The organism is Cupriavidus sp. P-10 (assembly GCF_003402535.2).
Classification (GTDB): domain Bacteria; phylum Pseudomonadota; class Gammaproteobacteria; order Burkholderiales; family Burkholderiaceae; genus Cupriavidus.
The window spans coordinates 376,924-392,896 of the sequence record NZ_AP025171.1; the positions used below are offsets into that span (position 1 = coordinate 376,924).

At 67.3% G+C, this 15,973-nt stretch carries 11 protein-coding genes; 7 read left to right on the forward strand and 4 right to left on the reverse strand.

Annotated elements, in window-relative coordinates; all coding sequences use genetic code 11:
• The first annotated feature begins 73 nt into the window (after positions 1–73).
• The 3 genes from CTP10_RS18865 (at position 74) to CTP10_RS18875 (ending at position 3,428) form a co-directional block, all read left to right on the forward strand.
• Positions 74–1,057: an aliphatic sulfonate ABC transporter substrate-binding protein gene (locus tag CTP10_RS18865; protein ID WP_116318770.1), complete on the forward strand. Its 984-nt coding sequence runs from the start codon at positions 74–76 to the stop codon at positions 1,055–1,057.
• Positions 1,058–1,454: 397 nt separating this feature from the next.
• Positions 1,455–1,916: a tripartite tricarboxylate transporter TctB family protein gene (locus CTP10_RS18870; RefSeq protein ID WP_116318769.1), complete on the forward strand. Its 462-nt coding sequence runs from the start codon at positions 1,455–1,457 to the stop codon at positions 1,914–1,916.
• Positions 1,917–1,925: 9 nt separating this feature from the next.
• Entirely contained in the window at positions 1,926–3,428 is a 1,503-nt protein-coding gene (locus CTP10_RS18875) for a tripartite tricarboxylate transporter permease (protein ID WP_116318768.1), read from the forward strand.
• A 26-nt stretch (positions 3,429–3,454) separates the two neighbouring features.
• Here CTP10_RS18875 and CTP10_RS18880 read toward each other — a convergent pair whose 3' ends face one another.
• Both CTP10_RS18880 and CTP10_RS18885 read right to left on the reverse strand, forming a co-directional pair.
• Positions 3,455–4,390, reverse strand: coding sequence for a LysR family transcriptional regulator (locus tag CTP10_RS18880; protein ID WP_116318767.1), 936 nt, complete (start codon positions 4,388–4,390; stop codon positions 3,455–3,457).
• A 35-nt stretch (positions 4,391–4,425) separates the two neighbouring features.
• Positions 4,426–5,940, reverse strand: coding sequence for an amidase family protein (locus CTP10_RS18885; RefSeq protein ID WP_233528078.1), 1,515 nt, complete (start codon positions 5,938–5,940; stop codon positions 4,426–4,428).
• A 174-nt stretch (positions 5,941–6,114) separates the two neighbouring features.
• Here CTP10_RS18885 and CTP10_RS18890 point away from each other — a divergent pair, with 174 nt between their 5' ends.
• Complete coding sequence (locus CTP10_RS18890; protein ID WP_116318766.1) at positions 6,115–7,026, forward strand: LysR substrate-binding domain-containing protein; 912 nt, start codon at positions 6,115–6,117, stop codon at positions 7,024–7,026.
• A gap of 30 nt (positions 7,027–7,056) precedes the next feature.
• On the opposite strand, the gene CTP10_RS18895 is transcribed toward CTP10_RS18890, so the two are convergent.
• Together CTP10_RS18895 and CTP10_RS18900 are read right to left on the reverse strand one after the other, a co-directional pair.
• Entirely contained in the window at positions 7,057–8,514 is a 1,458-nt protein-coding gene (locus CTP10_RS18895) for an N-acyl-D-amino-acid deacylase family protein (protein WP_116318765.1), read from the reverse strand.
• 14 nt (positions 8,515–8,528) lie between these two features.
• Positions 8,529–9,503 carry a Bug family tripartite tricarboxylate transporter substrate binding protein gene (locus tag CTP10_RS18900; RefSeq protein ID WP_116318764.1) on the reverse strand — a complete coding sequence of 325 codons (975 nt, stop codon included), beginning with the start codon at positions 9,501–9,503 and terminating at the stop codon, positions 8,529–8,531.
• Positions 9,504–9,757: 254 nt separating this feature from the next.
• Here CTP10_RS18900 and CTP10_RS18905 point away from each other — a divergent pair, with 254 nt between their 5' ends.
• The 3 genes from CTP10_RS18905 (at position 9,758) to poxR (ending at position 15,096) form a co-directional block, all read left to right on the forward strand.
• A complete protein-coding gene (locus CTP10_RS18905) occupies positions 9,758–10,747 on the forward strand; it encodes an MBL fold metallo-hydrolase (RefSeq protein WP_233528077.1) in 990 nt (329 codons plus the stop codon).
• Positions 10,748–10,946: 199 nt separating this feature from the next.
• Positions 10,947–13,070, forward strand: coding sequence for a catalase (locus CTP10_RS18910; protein ID WP_116318763.1), 2,124 nt, complete (start codon positions 10,947–10,949; stop codon positions 13,068–13,070).
• A 322-nt stretch (positions 13,071–13,392) separates the two neighbouring features.
• Entirely contained in the window at positions 13,393–15,096 is a 1,704-nt protein-coding gene (gene poxR, locus CTP10_RS18915; RefSeq protein WP_116318762.1) for a phenol degradation transcriptional regulator PoxR, read from the forward strand.
• Positions 15,097–15,973 lie beyond the last annotated feature (877 nt).

The window sequence follows — 15,973 nt, forward strand, 5'->3', positions numbered from 1 at the left end:
GCGACATTGTTCGTTGGCTTGCGGCGCGCCCGTGACTATGCTGGCCCTCTTTGCCATTGCCCGGAGTGCCGCCATGAATCCCCGATACAACGCCCGCCGCCGCCAGTTGCTCGCGGCCACAGCCGCCGCGGGCGTTGCCGCCGCGGCCGGCGCCTGGACCGGCACCGCCCGCGCGCAGGGACAGCCGACGCCGCTGCGCATCGGCTACCAGAAGTCCTCCACGCTGATGATCCTGCTGAAGTCGCGGCAGACGCTGGAGAAAGCGCTGGCACCGAAGGGCGTGGCAGTGCAGTGGCATGAATTCACCTCAGGCCTGCCGCTGCTGGAGGCGCTGAACCTCGGCAACCTCGACCTCAGCGCGGACGTGGCCGATGCGGTGCCGCCTTTCGCATTGGCCGCGGGCGCGGACCTGACCTATTACGCCAGCGAGACCCCCTCGCCGCAGGCGCAGGCCATCGTCGTACGCGGCGATTCGCCGATCCGTGAAGTGGCACAGCTCAAGGGCCAGCGCGTGGCGTTTGCCAAGGGTGCCGGTGCGCACTACCTGGTGCTCGAAGCGCTGGCGCGCGCGGGCCTGTCGATCCGGGATATCGACCCGGTGTACCTGAGTCCGGCCGATGCGCGCGCGGCCTTCGAGCGCGCCAGCGTGGCGGCGTGGGCGATCTGGGATCCGTTCCTGGCGGCGGTGCAGCGCCAGGCCAATGCGCGGGTGCTGCGCGATGGCGACGGACTGGCGAGCTACCGCCGCTTCTACCTGGCCGCCACGCCGTATGCGCGTGCGCATGCGGAGGTGCTCAACGTGGTCTTCGACGCGCTGCGCGACGCCGGCGAGTGGGTCAAGCGCAATCCGGCCGAAGCGGCGCGATGGCATGCGCCACTGATCGGGCTGGATGCGGCCACGGTCGAGGCCGCCAACGCGCGCCGCAGCTACGCGGTGCGCACCGTCGACGGCGCGGCGCTGGCCGAGCAGCAGCGCATTGCCGATGCCTTCACGGCGCAGCAGATCCTGCCGCGCAAGGTCGCGATCTCCGGCTCGCCGGTCTGGCGCAAGGCTTGACCGACTTCGGCTGCGCTGTCAGGGCGCAGCCGCACCCTTCGCATTAGCCCGTCACTGCGCAGGCACCCGCGTTCAACGCCGGTGCCTGCGCTGCTTTTCGCGCCTCCGTTCCCGCATCTTCCTCGCTGCAGCAGCGTGTCTCACGGGCGCGGCCCCGCATGCGTCTCCATGTCTTCAATGTCTCGGCATAACGGCATAACGGCATAACGGCGTAACGGCGTAACGGCGTAACGGCGATCCCTGACGTGTCGGAAGCGGCTGCCGTGCCGTCCGATTCCTAAGGAATAACCCTTGGGTGCCGAAAAATATATCACGACATGATGTATTGTTCGGGGCTCCGGAAGCGGGCGCCACCGCAATGGCGCCTTCTGTCGCCCCCCAGCTTCAAGGATCCTGCATGCGCATACGCAAACAAACCGACTTCTTGTCCGGCCTGATGTTCATCGTCGTCGGCCTCAGTTTTTCTTTCGTCGCCCGTGGCTACTCCATGGGCACCGCCGCCCGGATGGGCCCCGGATACTTCCCGTTCTGGCTTGGCATCGTTCTCGCGCTGCTCGGCGCCGTGGTGGCGTTCGGCGCCATGTCGAAAGAAGGAGAGGCCGACCGCATGGCCCGCTGGGACATCAAGACGCTGCTGTGGATCCTCGGCTCGGTCGTGCTGTTCGGCCTCGTGCTCAAGGCGCTGGGCATGGTGCTGTCGGTGCTGGCGCTGGTGCTGGTGTCGTCGATGGCCAGCCATGAATTCACGTGGAAGGGCGCCATCCTGAACGCGGTGGTGCTGGTGGCGATCAGCACGGTCGCCTTTGTCTACGGCATCAACCTGCAGATGCCGGTGTGGCCGGCGATCTTCACCAACTAGGAGACACCGATGGAACTGCTCAGTCATCTCGCACTCGGGTTCTCCACGGCGCTGTCGCTGCAGAACCTCGCCTATGCCTTCCTCGGCTGCGTGCTCGGCACGCTGATCGGCGTGCTGCCGGGGCTGGGGCCGCTGGCCACCATCGCCATGCTGCTGCCGATCACCTACACGCTGCCGCCGGTGGCCGCGCTGATCATGCTGGCCGGCATCTACTACGGCGCGCAGTATGGCGGCTCGACCACGGCCATCCTGGTCAACCTGCCGGGCGAGTCGTCGGCGGTGGTGACTACGCTGGACGGCTACCAGATGGCGCGGCGCGGCCGGGCCGGCGTGGCGCTCGCCACGGCGGGCATTGGCTCGTTCTTCGCCGGCAGCGTGGCCACGCTGATCCTGGCCGCATTCGCCACGCCACTGTCGGAGCTGGCCTTCAAGTTCGGTCCCGCCGAGTATTTCTCGCTGATGGTGCTCGGGCTGATCGGTGCCGTGGTGCTGGCGTCGGGCTCGCTGGTCAAGGCGGTGGCGATGATCGTGCTGGGCCTGCTGCTCGGGCTGGTCGGCACCGACGTGAACTCGGGCGCAGCGCGCTTCTCGTTCGACGTGCCGGAACTGACCGACGGCATCAGCATCACGGCGCTCGCGATGGGCTTGTTCGGCTTCGCCGAGATCATCGCCAACCTGGAGCAGAAGGAGCACCGCGAGACCTTTACCGACCGCGTAACCGGTCTGTTCCCGAACAAGGAAGACTTCAGGCGCATGATCCCCGCTGTGCTGCGCGGCACGCTACTGGGCTCTTCGCTGGGCATCCTGCCGGGCGGCGGCGCGTCGCTGGCGTCCTTTGCCGCGTATTCGCTGGAGAAAAAGACATCGAAGCATCCGCAGGAATTCGGCAAGGGCGCGATCGAAGGCGTCGCAGGCCCTGAGTCGGCTAACAATGCCGCGGCGCAGACGTCATTCATCCCGCTGCTGACGCTGGGCATCCCGCCCAATGCGGTGATGGCGCTGATGGTGGGCGCGATGACGATCCACAACATCCAGCCGGGCCCGCAGGTGATGACCAGCAACCCCGCGCTGTTCTGGGGGCTGATCGCCTCGATGTGGATCGGCAACCTGATGCTGGTGGTGCTGAACCTGCCGCTGATCGGCATCTGGGTCAAGCTGCTGACCGTGCCGTACCGCTTCCTCTACCCGGCGATCCTGGTGTTCTGCAGCATCGGCGTCTATTCGGTCAACAACACGGTGTTCGATGTCTTCGCCGCGGCCGCGTGCGGCCTGATCGGCTACATCTTCCACAAGCTGCGCTGCGAACCCGCGCCGCTGCTGCTGGGCTTCGTGCTGGGGCCGATGATGGAGGAGAACTTCCGCCGCACCTTGCTGCTGTCGCGCGGGGACTTCTCGGTGTTCACCACGCGGCCGCTGTCGCTGGGCTTGCTGGTGGCCGCCGCGGCGCTGGTGGCGGTGGTGGCGCTGCCGTCGATCAAGGCAAAGCGGGAAGAGGCCTTCCAGGAGGAATAGGCAAGCCGCCATTCGCGCGGGCGGCGCTACGTGGCGAGACCCTCGCCCGCGCCGGCCAGGCTTGCGATCCGGTCCGCCAGCCACATCAGCCCGGCATCGCTGTCCCGCGCCGTGGTCCAGGCCGCTAGCACGGTGAAGTCGGGCAGTGGCACCGGCGATGGCAACTGTCGCAGCCCCGCGCTGGCACACCACTGGTCCGCCAGCACCGCCGGCACTGTAGCCAGCGCGGCGATGCCATGCAGGATGGCGGGCACGCTGGCGAAGCGCGCGCTGCTGTAGCGCACCTCGCGGGCATGCCCTTGCGTGGCCAGCCATGCGTCGGCGGCACTGTCGAAGCCGCCGCGATACGACACCAGCACGTGGGGAAAGCGCAGGTAGTCGGCTAGCGACAGGCGGCCACCGTCCTGCAGCGGCGCTGCCCCATACACGCAGCGAAAGCCCATGCTGCGCACATCGCGCTCGCGACGCCACGCCGGGCCCCTGGCAAACGGCCCGACACCCAGGTCCATTTCCCCGCGCTCCAGCATGTCGGTGCCGCGGAACGGATCGGTCGGTACGATCGCCAGCCGCACCCGCGGCGCATGCACCGCCAGGCACGCCAGCAGGAACGGCGCCAGCCACAGTTCGATCCAGTCCGGCATGCCGATGACAAAGGTCCGGTCCGACGCCAGCGGATCGAATTCACGCCGCTGCAGCAGTGCGGCCTCGATCTCGGCAAGCGCCGGCAACAGGCGCCGCTCCAGTTCCAGCGCGCGCGCCGTCGGTGCCATGCCGTGTGTGCTGCGGACCAGCAGGGGATCGTCGAACAGTTCGCGCAACCGGGCCAGCGCACCGCTGACCGCCGGCTGCCCGAGATGCAGGCGTTCAGCGGCGCGCGAAACGCTGCGCTCGCGCAGCAGCACGGACAGCGTCACCAGCAGGTTCAGGTCGACACCGCGAAAATGGCTTTCCTTGATTTGCATGCCTCGCTATCTCCTGCGGCAAGTCCGTCGGCGCGTCACGGCAGCGCCGGCGTGGTGGCGGGCGCGCGACGGTGCCGGGTTTGCTGCTCGAACGCGACCGCCATGGCCAGCAGCGCCGCGTCGCTGCCCGCTGGACCCAGCCACGAAACGCCGGCCGGTACGCCCGCCTCGACAAAGCCCATCGGCACGCTGACCTCCGGCATGCCGGAGGTGCTGGCGATGTGCATCGCTGCCAGCGGCTGCGCTGCCCGGCAGTGGTAGGTGGCGTCAGCCATGTCGTAGCGGGGCGAGGCGGGACACGCAAGCGTCGGAAAGACCAACGCATCCACGCGATGCGAATGCATGATGTCGTCGAGCAGGTGGCGCAGGCAACGGGCCGTGGCCGCATCGATCCGGGGCGGCAGGCCTCGGGTCTCGCATGCGTGGCGCAACGCGGCAAGCGTCAGCGGGTTGACTTCGCGCCCGTCGTCTTCACGCCGCCCCTGAAGGCTTGCCAGCAGTGCGGCGGCACTGCGCGGCACGGCGCTGCCTGCCAGCCGCAGGTAGCGGTCGAGGCCCGGCACCCATTCGGCGCGCGTAATGTCGTCCAGCAGGTCGGCGTAAAGCGTCAGTGCGGAGATTGGCAGGCGCACTGGGACCGCGTGGGCGCCGCCGGCCTGCATTGCCGCCACGGCAGCGTCGAACAGCGCATCGATCTCATCATTGCCGCCCGCGAAGTCGGTCACGATACCCAGCCGGCGTCCGGCCAATGTGGCCAGCGTGGCCGGCGCGCCGAAGCCCTGGCCTGGCGCCAGCACGTCCATCACCAGCGCCACGTCGGCCGCGCTGCGGCCCAGCGGCCCGACGGTGTCGAACGAGGCCGCCAGCGGCAGTACGCCGGCGTTGTCGAGCAATCCGTGGGTTGGCCGCAGGCCGGCCAGCGCATGCACGCAAGCGGGGCCGCGCACCGAGCCGAAGGTATCGGTGCCCAGGCCGAAGGCCGCAAGGCTGGCCGCGACCGCCGCGCCGCTGCCGCTGCTGGAACCGCTGGCATTGCGCGAGAGCCGGTAGGGGTTGAGCGTCAGTCCGTTGGCCGAACTGTAGCCGAAACGGCCGTTGGAAGCGGCCAGTTCAGACATATTGGCCTTGGCCAGCACGATCGCGCCGGCCGCGCGCAGCCGTGCCACGCATGCCGCATCGGCTGGCGGGTACGCCTGGCTCAGAGCCGCGCATCCGGCCGTGGTCGGCATGCCGGCCGTGTCGATGTTGTCCTTGACCACCATGGGGATGCCGTGCAGCGCACTGCGCGGACCTTGCGTGCGGAGTTCCTCGTCCAGCGCGCGGGCTTCCCGCATGGCGGACGGGTTCACTTCGCTGATCGCGTTCAGGCAGGGCCCGGCGCGGTCGTAGGCAGCAATGCGGGCGAGGCAGCCACCCACCAACGCCTGCGCCGAGATGCGGCGGGAGCGCATGGCGTCGGCGAGCGCTGCCAGCGATGTTTCGAACGGGTCGACGGCAGCACGCGATAGCGTGTCATGCGCGGGCCATGCGGAGTGCGGTAAGGAAGTCATGGGCGGTCCTGCGGTTTGTTTGCATAGTGGCTGCTCCGGGCTGGTCCGGCAATGGATGTTTCTTCCCACGTTCTTTCCTTCCCGGAATGAATCGACGACAATGCCGGCACCTCGCTGGCCGGCGCGCAATTGCAGCCCGGCTTCCTCCACGACCTACCGACCTGCGCCTGCGCCATGAAGAGCACCACCGGACGCCACCTGCCTGCGCTGGCCAACCTGATCGCGCTGGAAACCACGGCCCGCGTTGGCAGCGTCACGGGCGCGGCCGACGAGCTGTGCCTGACGCAAAGCGCGGTCAGCAAGCAGATCACCGAGCTGGAAGACTATCTCGGCACACGCATGCTGAATCGCCGCAAGGGCGCGGTGGCCCCGACGCCGGCTGGAGAGGAATTCCTGGCGAGCGTGCGCAAGGCGCTGGCCCTGATCGAGGAAGCGACGCTTGAAGTGCAGTCCGGCCGCACCGCCGGCGGGCGCCTTAACCTGTCGGTGCCGGTCTCGCTGGGCAATATCTGGCTGTTGCCGCGGCTGCTGCGCTTCGCCAAGGAGCAGCCGCACATCCAGCTCAACGTCACCACCAAGGTCGGGCCGGTAGACCTGGAGAGCACCGGGCTCGATGCGGCGATCATGTACTGCGCCGGCCCGCCGCCGCGCCATTTTTCGCTCAAGGTCATGCCGCTGGAGCTGTATCCGGTGTGCGCGCCGGAGCTGCTCGGCGCCGGTGTGTCGTTGGCCAAGGCGATCAGGCGACTGCCCTTGCTGCACCAGAACGCCGCGCTGGAGGCGTGGCCCAGTTACCTGCAACAAGCGGGATTCCGGGTCGCGCATCCGGACGATGGCCCGCGCTACGGCCTGCTGACCATGGGCCTGCAGGCTGCGCTGAGCGGCATGGGGCTGGCGCTGCTGCCCGACTACGTGGCCGGAGACGACATCCGCGCCGGCCGGCTGCTGCGCCTGGCGACGCAACCCTATGTCTCGCCCAAGGCTTACTACTTCATCTGCCCGGAACACAAGCGCGACGGCCCCGCGATGCAGACCTTTATCGCGTGGCTGCAGCAACAGAGCGCCGACGACCGCGCGGCTCCCTGAGCGCAGAGGCCGGCGGCATGCCGGCACGCCTCATTGCGCCGAGCGCGCGTTCACCAGCGTCGAGCCGACGAAGCGCCCGGGGCGGGCGTCCAGCGGCGCACCGTCGCGCAGGGTCGCCTGCCCGGCAACGAACACATGGCGCACGCCGACCGAAGGCTGCTGCGGATCGTCGAAGGTGGCGCGGTCCTGGATCGTTGCCGGATCGAACACGGTGATGTCCGCGACATGGCCGGCGCGCAGTTCGCCGCGCCGTTCCAGCCCGAAGCGCTGCGCCGCCAGCCCGGTCATCTTGTGCACCGCTCGTTCCAGCGGAAACAGGCCCAGGTCGCGCGAGTACAGGCCCAGCACGCGCGGGAAAGTGCCCCACAGGCGCGGGTGCGGGGTCTCGTCCGAAGGAATGCCGTCCGATCCGATCATGGTGTCGGGGTAGGCCAGGATGTCGCGCACGTCGGCCTCGTCCATGATGAAGTAGACGGCGCCACCGGGCACCAGTGCCTGCGCCACCTCATGGCGCGAGCGGCCCCATTCCTGCGCCAGGTCTTCCAGGTAGCGCCCGGCGGCTTCAGGATGGGTGGCCGACCACGTGATCAGGATGCGGTCGCATTGCGTGACCCGCTCGGGCCGCAGCATGGTCGACGAAGCTGCGTACGGGTAGCAATCCAGGCACAGCGGCATGGTCTGGGCATGTTCGCGCACCTGCGCGAGCGTGGCGCGGCTGCGGCCGTGGTTCTGCTTGCCGACCAGCTTGTGGTGCGAGATCACGGTGGACACCCCCAGCGCCTTGCCGATGCGCGCGGTCTCGTCGATCGACTCGGCGATCTTGTCGCTCTCGTCGCGGATATGCGCGACCAGCACGCCGCCGAGGCGCCGCATCGGCTCGCACATGCGCACGATCTCGTCCTCGGGCGCCGCCGCCGAAGGCGGATAGAAGGTGCCGGTCGAGACCCCGATCGCGCCCTCTCGCAGCGCCGCTTCTACGTCCTGGCGCACCTGTTCGATTTCCGCGTCGCTGGCGGCCAAGCCGAGCTGGGGCACATGCCGCGCACGCAGCGTCGACTGGCCCACCAGCACTGCCACATTGACCGCTGCCGGGCTGGCGGCGAACGCTTCGCGGTAAGCGCGCACGGAGTCGAATCGGTAGCCGCCGCGCATGATGTCCAGCGGCGCCGGCGGGATGCTGTCGGTCACCAGCGGGAACAGGCTGATGCCGCAGTTGCCGGCGATGATGGTGGTGACGCCCTGCGTTACCTTGGGCAGCATGCCGGGAGACTCGAACACCATCCAGTCGTCGTGGGTGTGGGTGTCGATAAAGCCGGGCGCGACGATCAGTCCGGCGGCATCCACTTCAGCGTCCGCACGCGCGGCGCCGAGGTCGCCGATCGCCGCGATCGCGCCGTCGGCAATGGCTACGTCAGCGGTGCGGCGTGGCGCGCCGGTGCCATCGATCACGTCGCCGTTGCGGATGATGAGGTCATAGAGCCTGGTCATGTCGGTCTCCTCGCTCAATCGACCCTGGCGCCGCTCTTGCGGACCAGTTCGCCGAACTTGACGGTTTCGGACGCGATCAGCGCCTGGAAATCGCGCGCGCTGCCACCGAGCGGCTCGAACGAAAGCTTGTCCAGTTGCGCCCGGAAGCCCGGATCGCGGATCACTGCGTTGACCTCGCGGTTCAGCCGCTCGATGGCCTCGGCCGGCGTTCCCGGCGCCGCCACCAGGCCTGCCCAGGCGGTCAGCTCGTAGCCCTTGAGGCCGGCTTCGGCCATGGTTGGCAGGTCGGGGAATTGCGGCGAGCGCTTGCTCGACGTGACCGCCAGCGCGCGCACGCGGTTCGCGCTCACGTACGGGCCGATCGACGGCACGTTGTCGAACATCAGCTGCACGTTGTTGCCGACCAGGTCTTGCAGCGCCGGCGTGCTGCCCTTGTAAGGCACGTGCGTGATGTTGAGGTTGGTCATGACCTTGAACAACTCGCCGCCGAGGTGGCTGGTGGTGCCGTTGCCGGCCGAGCCCATCGACAGCTTGCCCGGGTTGGCGCGAGCATAGGCCACCAGTTCCTGCGTGGACCGCACCGGCAATGACGGGTTGACCGCCAGGATATTGAAGGTCGTGACCAGGCCGACGATGGGAACCAGCTTGTCCGGGTCGTACGGTAGCCGGCTGTACAGGAAGCGGTTGGTCGCCAGTGTGGCGTTGTTGCCATAGCCGATGGTGTAGCCATCCGCCGGTGCCGCAAGCAGCGCCTGCATGCCGATATTGCCGCCCGCGCCAGGGCGGTTCTCCACCACCACCGCCTGGCCCAGGCGCCGCGACAGGGCATCGCCGAACAGGCGCGCGACGATGTCCGGCGCGCCGCCCGGCGCGGTCGGCACGATCAGGCGCACCGGCTTCTCCGGCCACTCCGCCTGTGCCGCGCCGGGCACGCATGCCACAACGCCGAGGACCCCGGCGGCCAGGGCCTGCATTGCAAACTTCTTCATGTGCTGTCTCCCCTCGTTGGTGGTGTTTCCGGGATTGAGTATCAGCGACGGTGATTGGCCGGCCTATTGAAGTTTCGTGGGCCATTGTTTCCGTGGCGGAATGCATGGCGCTTACGGCACTGCGCGGCGGGGGTGGCAGCAGAACGCGATATCGTCCCCCCGATACCCGCGATCATGCCAAACGATTTGCGCAGGGATGCAGCCGGTCACCACAATGCCAGCCACACCTTAGCCATCCGTTTTCGAGGCCATTCATGAAAATCTTGCGATCCCCATCGATGCAGCGCATGTGGTGCGGCACTGTGCTGGCCGGCGTGGTGCTAGCGTCGGCGCTTGCCATGCCGGCCCGTGCCGCCGCGCCGCAGGTCGGCACGCAGGCGCCGGGCTACTACCGCATGCCGCTCGGCAAGTTCGAGATCACCGCCTTGTCAGACGGCACGGTCGACGTGCCGCTGGCCAAACTGCTCAAGCACGCAACGCCCGCGCGCATCGCCTCGCTGCAGGCGCGCGGCCACCAGTCGGCGCAGGCCGCCGAAACCTCCATCAATGCCTTCCTGATCAACACCGGTGCACAGCTGGTGCTCGTCGATACCGGCGCGGGGCAACTGTTTGGGCCCGGAGTGGGCGGAAAGCTGCCCGACAGCATCCGCGCCGCCGGCTACCAGCCGGAACAGGTCGATGCCGTGCTGCTGACCCATATCCACGTCGACCACTCTGGCGGGCTGTCGGTCGAGGGCAAGGCCGTGTTCCCGAACGCGGTGGTCTATGTCGAGCGCCATGAAGCCGACTTCTGGCTGAACCCTGCCAACGCCGCCACCGCGGCCAAGGGGCAGCGGCACAACTTCGCGCAGTCCGAGGCGGTGTTCGCTCCCTATTTGCGCGCGGGCAAGGTAAAGAAGTTCGAGAGCGGGGAGGTGCTGTTTCCCGGCATCCGCGCGCTGGGCCGGCCGGGCCATACACCGGGCCACACCTTTTTCGAGATCAGCAGCGAAGGCCAGCGCATGCAACTATGGGGCGACACCATCCATGCGCAGCACGTGCAGTTTCCCGAGCCGGGTGTCGCCATCGATTTCGATGTCGATTCCGCCGCCGCGGTCAGGATGCGCAAGCGAGCGATGGCCGATGCCGCCGAGAGGGGTCACTGGGTCGGCGCGGCGCACATCGCGTTTCCCGGGATCGGCCATGTGCGCCGTGACGGCAAGGGCTTTGCCTGGGTGCCCGCGGAATACAGCTTGCGACGTTAGGCGCGCCGCCGTGTAGAGGCGTTCCTGGCCTGTAGGAATAGGTGGCCTGTCGGCAGGCCCGGCAATTGCTGTCAGTTGGATGGCCTTGTTATCGGCGTAAAGCCCTCAATAGAGCTCAACTATTGATCCGATAGCGGGCAGCGATCGAGAAGATTTCCTTCCTCCCGTCCTCCAACTACCCCAGCGCAAGGAGACCGACATGGCCGAAAAGAAGGCAAAACCCAATGCAAACAACGCCGCAGGCCAGAAGTCAGCAGGCACGCCGGCGGGTTACGGCGACGCCCGGCGCGGCACTGGGGGTGAACTGCACCAGACCGCCGGCGGCAGCCATCCGCCGCTGACCACCGCGCAAGGCATCCCCATTCCGGACAACCAGAACTCGCTCAGGGCAAATCCGCGCGGCCCGACCTTGCTCGAAGATTTCATCCTGCGGGAAAAAATTACACACTTCGACCACGAGCGCATCCCGGAGCGGATCGTCCACGCACGTGGTTCGGCGGCACATGGCTACTTCCAGCTGACCGACTCGCTCTCGGCCTACACCACTGCAAAGATGCTCACCGAAGTCGGCGAGAAGACGCCGGTCTTTACCCGCTTCTCCACCGTGGCCGGCGGCGCCGGCTCGGTCGACACGCCGCGCGACGTGCGCGGCTTCGCGGTCAAGTTCTATACCAAGGAAGGCAACTGGGACCTGGTCGGCAACAACATCCCGGTGTTCTTTATCCAGGACGCGATGAAGTTCCCCGACGTGGTCCACTCGGTCAAGATGGAACCAGACCGGGGCTTTCCGCAAGCGGCCAGTGCGCACGACACATTCTGGGATTTCATTTCGCTCACGCCTGAGTCGATGCACATGGTGATGTGGATCATGTCGGACCGCACCATCCCGCGCTCGCTGCGCATGATCGAAGGCTTCGGTGTGCACAGCTTCCGGCTGCTCGATGCGCAGGGCAATTCCACCTTCGTCAAATTCCACTGGCGGCCCAAGCTGGGGCTGCAGTCGACGGTATGGGACGAGGCGGTCAAGATCGCCGGCGCCGATCCCGACTTCCATCGCCGCGACCTGTTCAACGCGATCCAGTCGGGCAACTTTCCGGAATGGGAACTGGGCGTGCAGTTGTTCACCGAGGACGACGCGGCAAAATTCCCGTTCGACCACCTCGACCCCACCAAGATCATCCCGGAAGAGACAGTGCCGCTGAAGATGATTGGCCGCATGGTGCTCGACCGCTGGCCCGACAACTTCTTTGCCGAGACCGAGCAGGTGGCGTTCTGCCCGGCCAATATCGTGCCGGGGGTGGACTTCTCCAACGACCCGCTGCTGCAGGGGCGTCTGTTCTCCTACCTCGACACGCAGTTGCTGCGGCTAGGCTCGCCGAACTTCCACCAGATCCCGGTCAACGCGCCGAAGTGCCCGTTCGCCCATCACCAGCGCGATGGCCATATGCAGATGGAGCGGCCGCGCGGGCGCGTGGCCTATGAGCCCAGCTCGCTCGATGACGGTTCCCCGCGCGAGGCGCCCGATCTTGGCTTCCCCAGCGCACGCGTGCCCGAGCAAGGCGACAAGGGCCGCATCCGTGCCGAGAGCTTTGCCGACCACTACAGCCAGGCGCGCTTGTTCTTCCGCAGCCAGACGCGCGCCGAGCAGGCGCATATCGCCTCGGCGCTGGTGTTCGAGCTGTCCAAGGTCGAACATGTGCACGTGCGCGAGCGCATGGTGGGGCACCTGCGCAATATCGACGACAACCTGGGCCAGCGCGTCGCCGATGGCCTGGCGCTGGACCAGCTGCCGGACCCGCTGCCGTCCGCCGTGCCGGTGCAGGACCTGCCGCCGTCACCGGCGCTGCAGATCATCGGCCGCATGAAAGACACGCTGCAGGGGCGCGAGGTTGGCATCCTGGTTGCCGATGGCTCCGATGGCGCCACCGTCGAATCCCTCCGGCAGGCAGCAACCGCCGCCGGCGCCACGGTGAAGATCGTCGCGCCCAAGGTCGGCGGCGCGGTGCTGGCCGACGGCAGCAAGCTGGCCGCGGATGGCCAGCTTGCCGGTACCCCTTCCGTGATGTTCGATGCGGTGGCGGTGGTGCTGTCCGCCGACGGCGCGGCGCAGCTGGCGCAGGAAAGCGCGGCGCTGGACTTCGTCTGCTTTGCCTATGCGCACCTGAAGGCCATTGCGGCCGATGACGGCGGCGACGCGTTGCTGGCGCAGGCCAACCTGAAGCCCGATAGCGGGGTGGTGCCGGCCAGCGATACCGCGCGCTTTATCGCGGCGGCCAAGACGCGGCAGTGGGAGCGCGAGCCGCAGGTGCGGATGCTGGCGTAAGGCAAGCTTCGGCAGGCGAGAGCAGGGCCTTCGCTATTTCCCCTGCCGCATCACCCATTGCACCGCCCGCGCCGGGAACGGCGAAGTACCGCCCTTATGACCATCCGAGCAGCCGAGCCCGCGCGAGCAGCGCATGTCGCGGGCGACGGCTGGCCCCGCGCTGCGCTCCGGCCGGCCCGGCGCCTCGCCGGACCGGCCGGCGACGCGATATCCCAAGGGAAACCCACTAGAAGACCCCCTCTGCCTTTGGCACATAATGTGCAAGCGATGCCGGTGAAACGGCACACGCGAGCGGGCTACCCGCCGCCACAGAGGGGAGACAATGAGCAGTTCAACCGACAAGTTCTCGGCCACCATGCGCGCCGGGCTGGCCGACCTTGCCCGCCGCCTGCGCTTCGCCATGGAGGAAGGCGCGATCTGGCTGGACGAGCAACGCATGATCCTGATCCACACCGCGGCCCTTGGCGCGCTGCGCAAGGAGCTGGTGGACACCATGGGCATGGAGCGCGCGCGCGGCCTGTTCATGCGCATGGGCTTCCATTCCGGCATGCGCGATGCCGAAGTCGCGAAGAAGCTGCGCGCCGGCCAGAGCGACTTCGGGCAGCTTGAAATCGGGCCGTGCCTGCACACCATCGAAGGCGTGGTCCGCGTCACGCCGGTCAAGGTCGATATCGATATCGCCGCCGGGATCTACGACGGCGAATTCCTCTGGGAAGACTCGTTCGAGGGCGACGTCCACCGGCAACTTTTCGGCATCGTCGACGAGCCTGCCTGCTGGATGCAGATCGGCTATGCCACCGGCTACACCTCGGCGCTGATGGGCCGCACCATCCTGTATCGCGAGGTGGAATGCATTGCCTGCGGCCATGCGCACTGCCGCATCGTCGGCAAGCCGGTCGAGGCCTGGGAGGACGGCCAGCAGGTGCTGGCGCTGTACCAGCCCGATCCCGTGATCGAAACCATCATGGCGCTGCAGAGCGAGGTCGAGAACCTGCGCGCGCTGCAGGAAACCCGCGCCACGCCGGCCGATCTGGTGGGCAGTTCACCCGGCTTCCGTGCTGCCTGGAACCTGCTGCAGCGCGCTGCCGGCAGCAACGTGACGGTGCTGCTGTTGGGCGAGACCGGCGTCGGCAAGGAGCGCTTTGCGCAGGCGCTGCACAGTGTCAGCGGTCGTGCCGACAAGCCTTTCATCGCCGTCAACTGCGCGGCGATTCCCGATGAGCTGATCGAGTCTGAACTGTTTGGCGTGGAGAAGGGCGCCTTTACCGGCGCGCACCAGTCGCGGCCGGGGCGCTTCGAGCGCGCGCATGGCGGCACGTTGTTCCTGGACGAGTTGGGGGAGCTGTCGGCATCGGCGCAGTCCAAGCTGTTGCGGGTGCTGCAGGAGGGGGAGGTCGAGCGCGTGGGGGGCTCGGGGTCGCGCAAGGTGGATGTGCGGCTGGTGGCCGCGACCAACGTCGATCTGGCGCAGGCGGTCAAGGAGGGTACCTTCCGCAAGGACTTGTACTACCGGCTCAACGTGTATCCGGTGACGATTCCGCCGTTGCGGGAGCGGCTGGATGATATTCGTTTGTTGGCCGAACGCTTCGTGGCGCGCTATGGGGCGCGTCATGGCAAGCGCATCCTTGGTATTACCGATCGGGCGCTGGCCGAGTTGCGGCGCTATGACTGGCCGGGGAATGTGCGGGAACTGGAGAACGTGATCGAGCGGGGGGTGATTTTGGCCAGCAACGGGGGGCAGATTGGTGCCGATCATTTGTTCTTGCCCGCCAGTGCTGCGCCGCCGGTCGATACCGCGCCACGCCTCGGCGCCGGCGGCACGCTGCCAGAACTGCGTGAGGCGGCTGTGCATGCGCTGCTTGACCAGTTGTCGGAGCAGCAGTTGGCGCTGGGGGATGTGGAGACGGTGTTGATGGAAGCGGCGATGCAGCGCACTGATGGGAATATGAGCCAGGCGGCGCGGTTGTTGGGGATTACGCGGCCGCAGTTGGCTTATCGGTGGAAGATGAGGAGAGGCGGGAATTGATGTTTTTTTGATGTTGCCTGCGGCTTGGCGCCGGCAGCATCTCAGGTCAGCGGCCCTGGCACGGAACGCATCGCTGCGCTCGCTTGGCGCTATCGCCGATGAGCCCGAATGCCTGTACCTGCCCGCTTGTTTGCTCCCCTCTCCCGCTTGCGGGAGAGGGGCCGGGGGAGAGGGCCGGAGCTTCCACGAAGTGCACGCAGTCAATCCGCTCAGGCGTCCCTGGCGAGGACCTTCGTTAGCGGTAGTCATGTCGCCAAGCCCAGCTGACTAACCAGGACGCGCGCGCAGCGCAGCCGCAGGCGTTCCTACCACGCCGCTAGCAGCAGGGGCCACCAAACAGCTCAGGGCTCGTTCAAAAACTGCGTCAATCCGAAGCCACCGTGGCGCACCCTGGCGTCAGGCAGCCCCACTCTGCAACGAAGCCCAGCCCCGTACGAAAGCCCCGGCACACTACGATAAGAGTGCCGCCCGCCCAGGGCAGTAAACGCGCTTTCTGGTGACTCTTTGTCGCTCGGACAAAGAGTTACCCGCCCTTTAGGGCGGAACAGGGCGCATCAAATATCCACCAGATGCCCAGCCGCAACGCACACCCCAAAGCAGCTTCACCATTTGATCCATATTAAATCCCGCCACCCAGCCCCCGCAGCAGCGCAATGCTGCACCGCGCAGTCGGAATTTCAGCACCACATCAACACGTTAGCAGCGTACGCAAGCACGCCGCTGCTGCGCCGCAAGGCCCACGTACCCAGCCACCCTCGCTACCCGCAAACGTCCATCCCAAGCGGCTTTTAACCATTTGATCAAACGCCCTCCACAGCTTGATCAATCGATCAAACACCACAACGCCAGCGCTTGCGGGTTAACGCGGACGCAAGCC

Coding starts and splice junctions, on each gene's coding strand:
- poxR (WP_116318762.1), top strand. CDS start 13,393: ATGAGCAGTTCAACCGACAAGTTCTCGGCCACCATGCGCGCCGGGCTG.
- CTP10_RS18875 (WP_116318768.1), top strand. CDS start 1,926: ATGGAACTGCTCAGTCATCTCGCACTCGGGTTCTCCACGGCGCTGTCG.
- CTP10_RS18900 (WP_116318764.1), bottom strand. CDS start 9,503: ATGAAGAAGTTTGCAATGCAGGCCCTGGCCGCCGGGGTCCTCGGCGTT.
- CTP10_RS18865 (WP_116318770.1), top strand. CDS start 74: ATGAATCCCCGATACAACGCCCGCCGCCGCCAGTTGCTCGCGGCCACA.
- CTP10_RS18905 (WP_233528077.1), top strand. CDS start 9,758: ATGAAAATCTTGCGATCCCCATCGATGCAGCGCATGTGGTGCGGCACT.
- CTP10_RS18910 (WP_116318763.1), top strand. CDS start 10,947: ATGGCCGAAAAGAAGGCAAAACCCAATGCAAACAACGCCGCAGGCCAG.
- CTP10_RS18885 (WP_233528078.1), bottom strand. CDS start 5,940: ATGACTTCCTTACCGCACTCCGCATGGCCCGCGCATGACACGCTATCG.
- CTP10_RS18890 (WP_116318766.1), top strand. CDS start 6,115: ATGAAGAGCACCACCGGACGCCACCTGCCTGCGCTGGCCAACCTGATC.
- CTP10_RS18870 (WP_116318769.1), top strand. CDS start 1,455: ATGCGCATACGCAAACAAACCGACTTCTTGTCCGGCCTGATGTTCATC.
- CTP10_RS18880 (WP_116318767.1), bottom strand. CDS start 4,390: ATGCAAATCAAGGAAAGCCATTTTCGCGGTGTCGACCTGAACCTGCTG.
- CTP10_RS18895 (WP_116318765.1), bottom strand. CDS start 8,514: ATGACCAGGCTCTATGACCTCATCATCCGCAACGGCGACGTGATCGAT.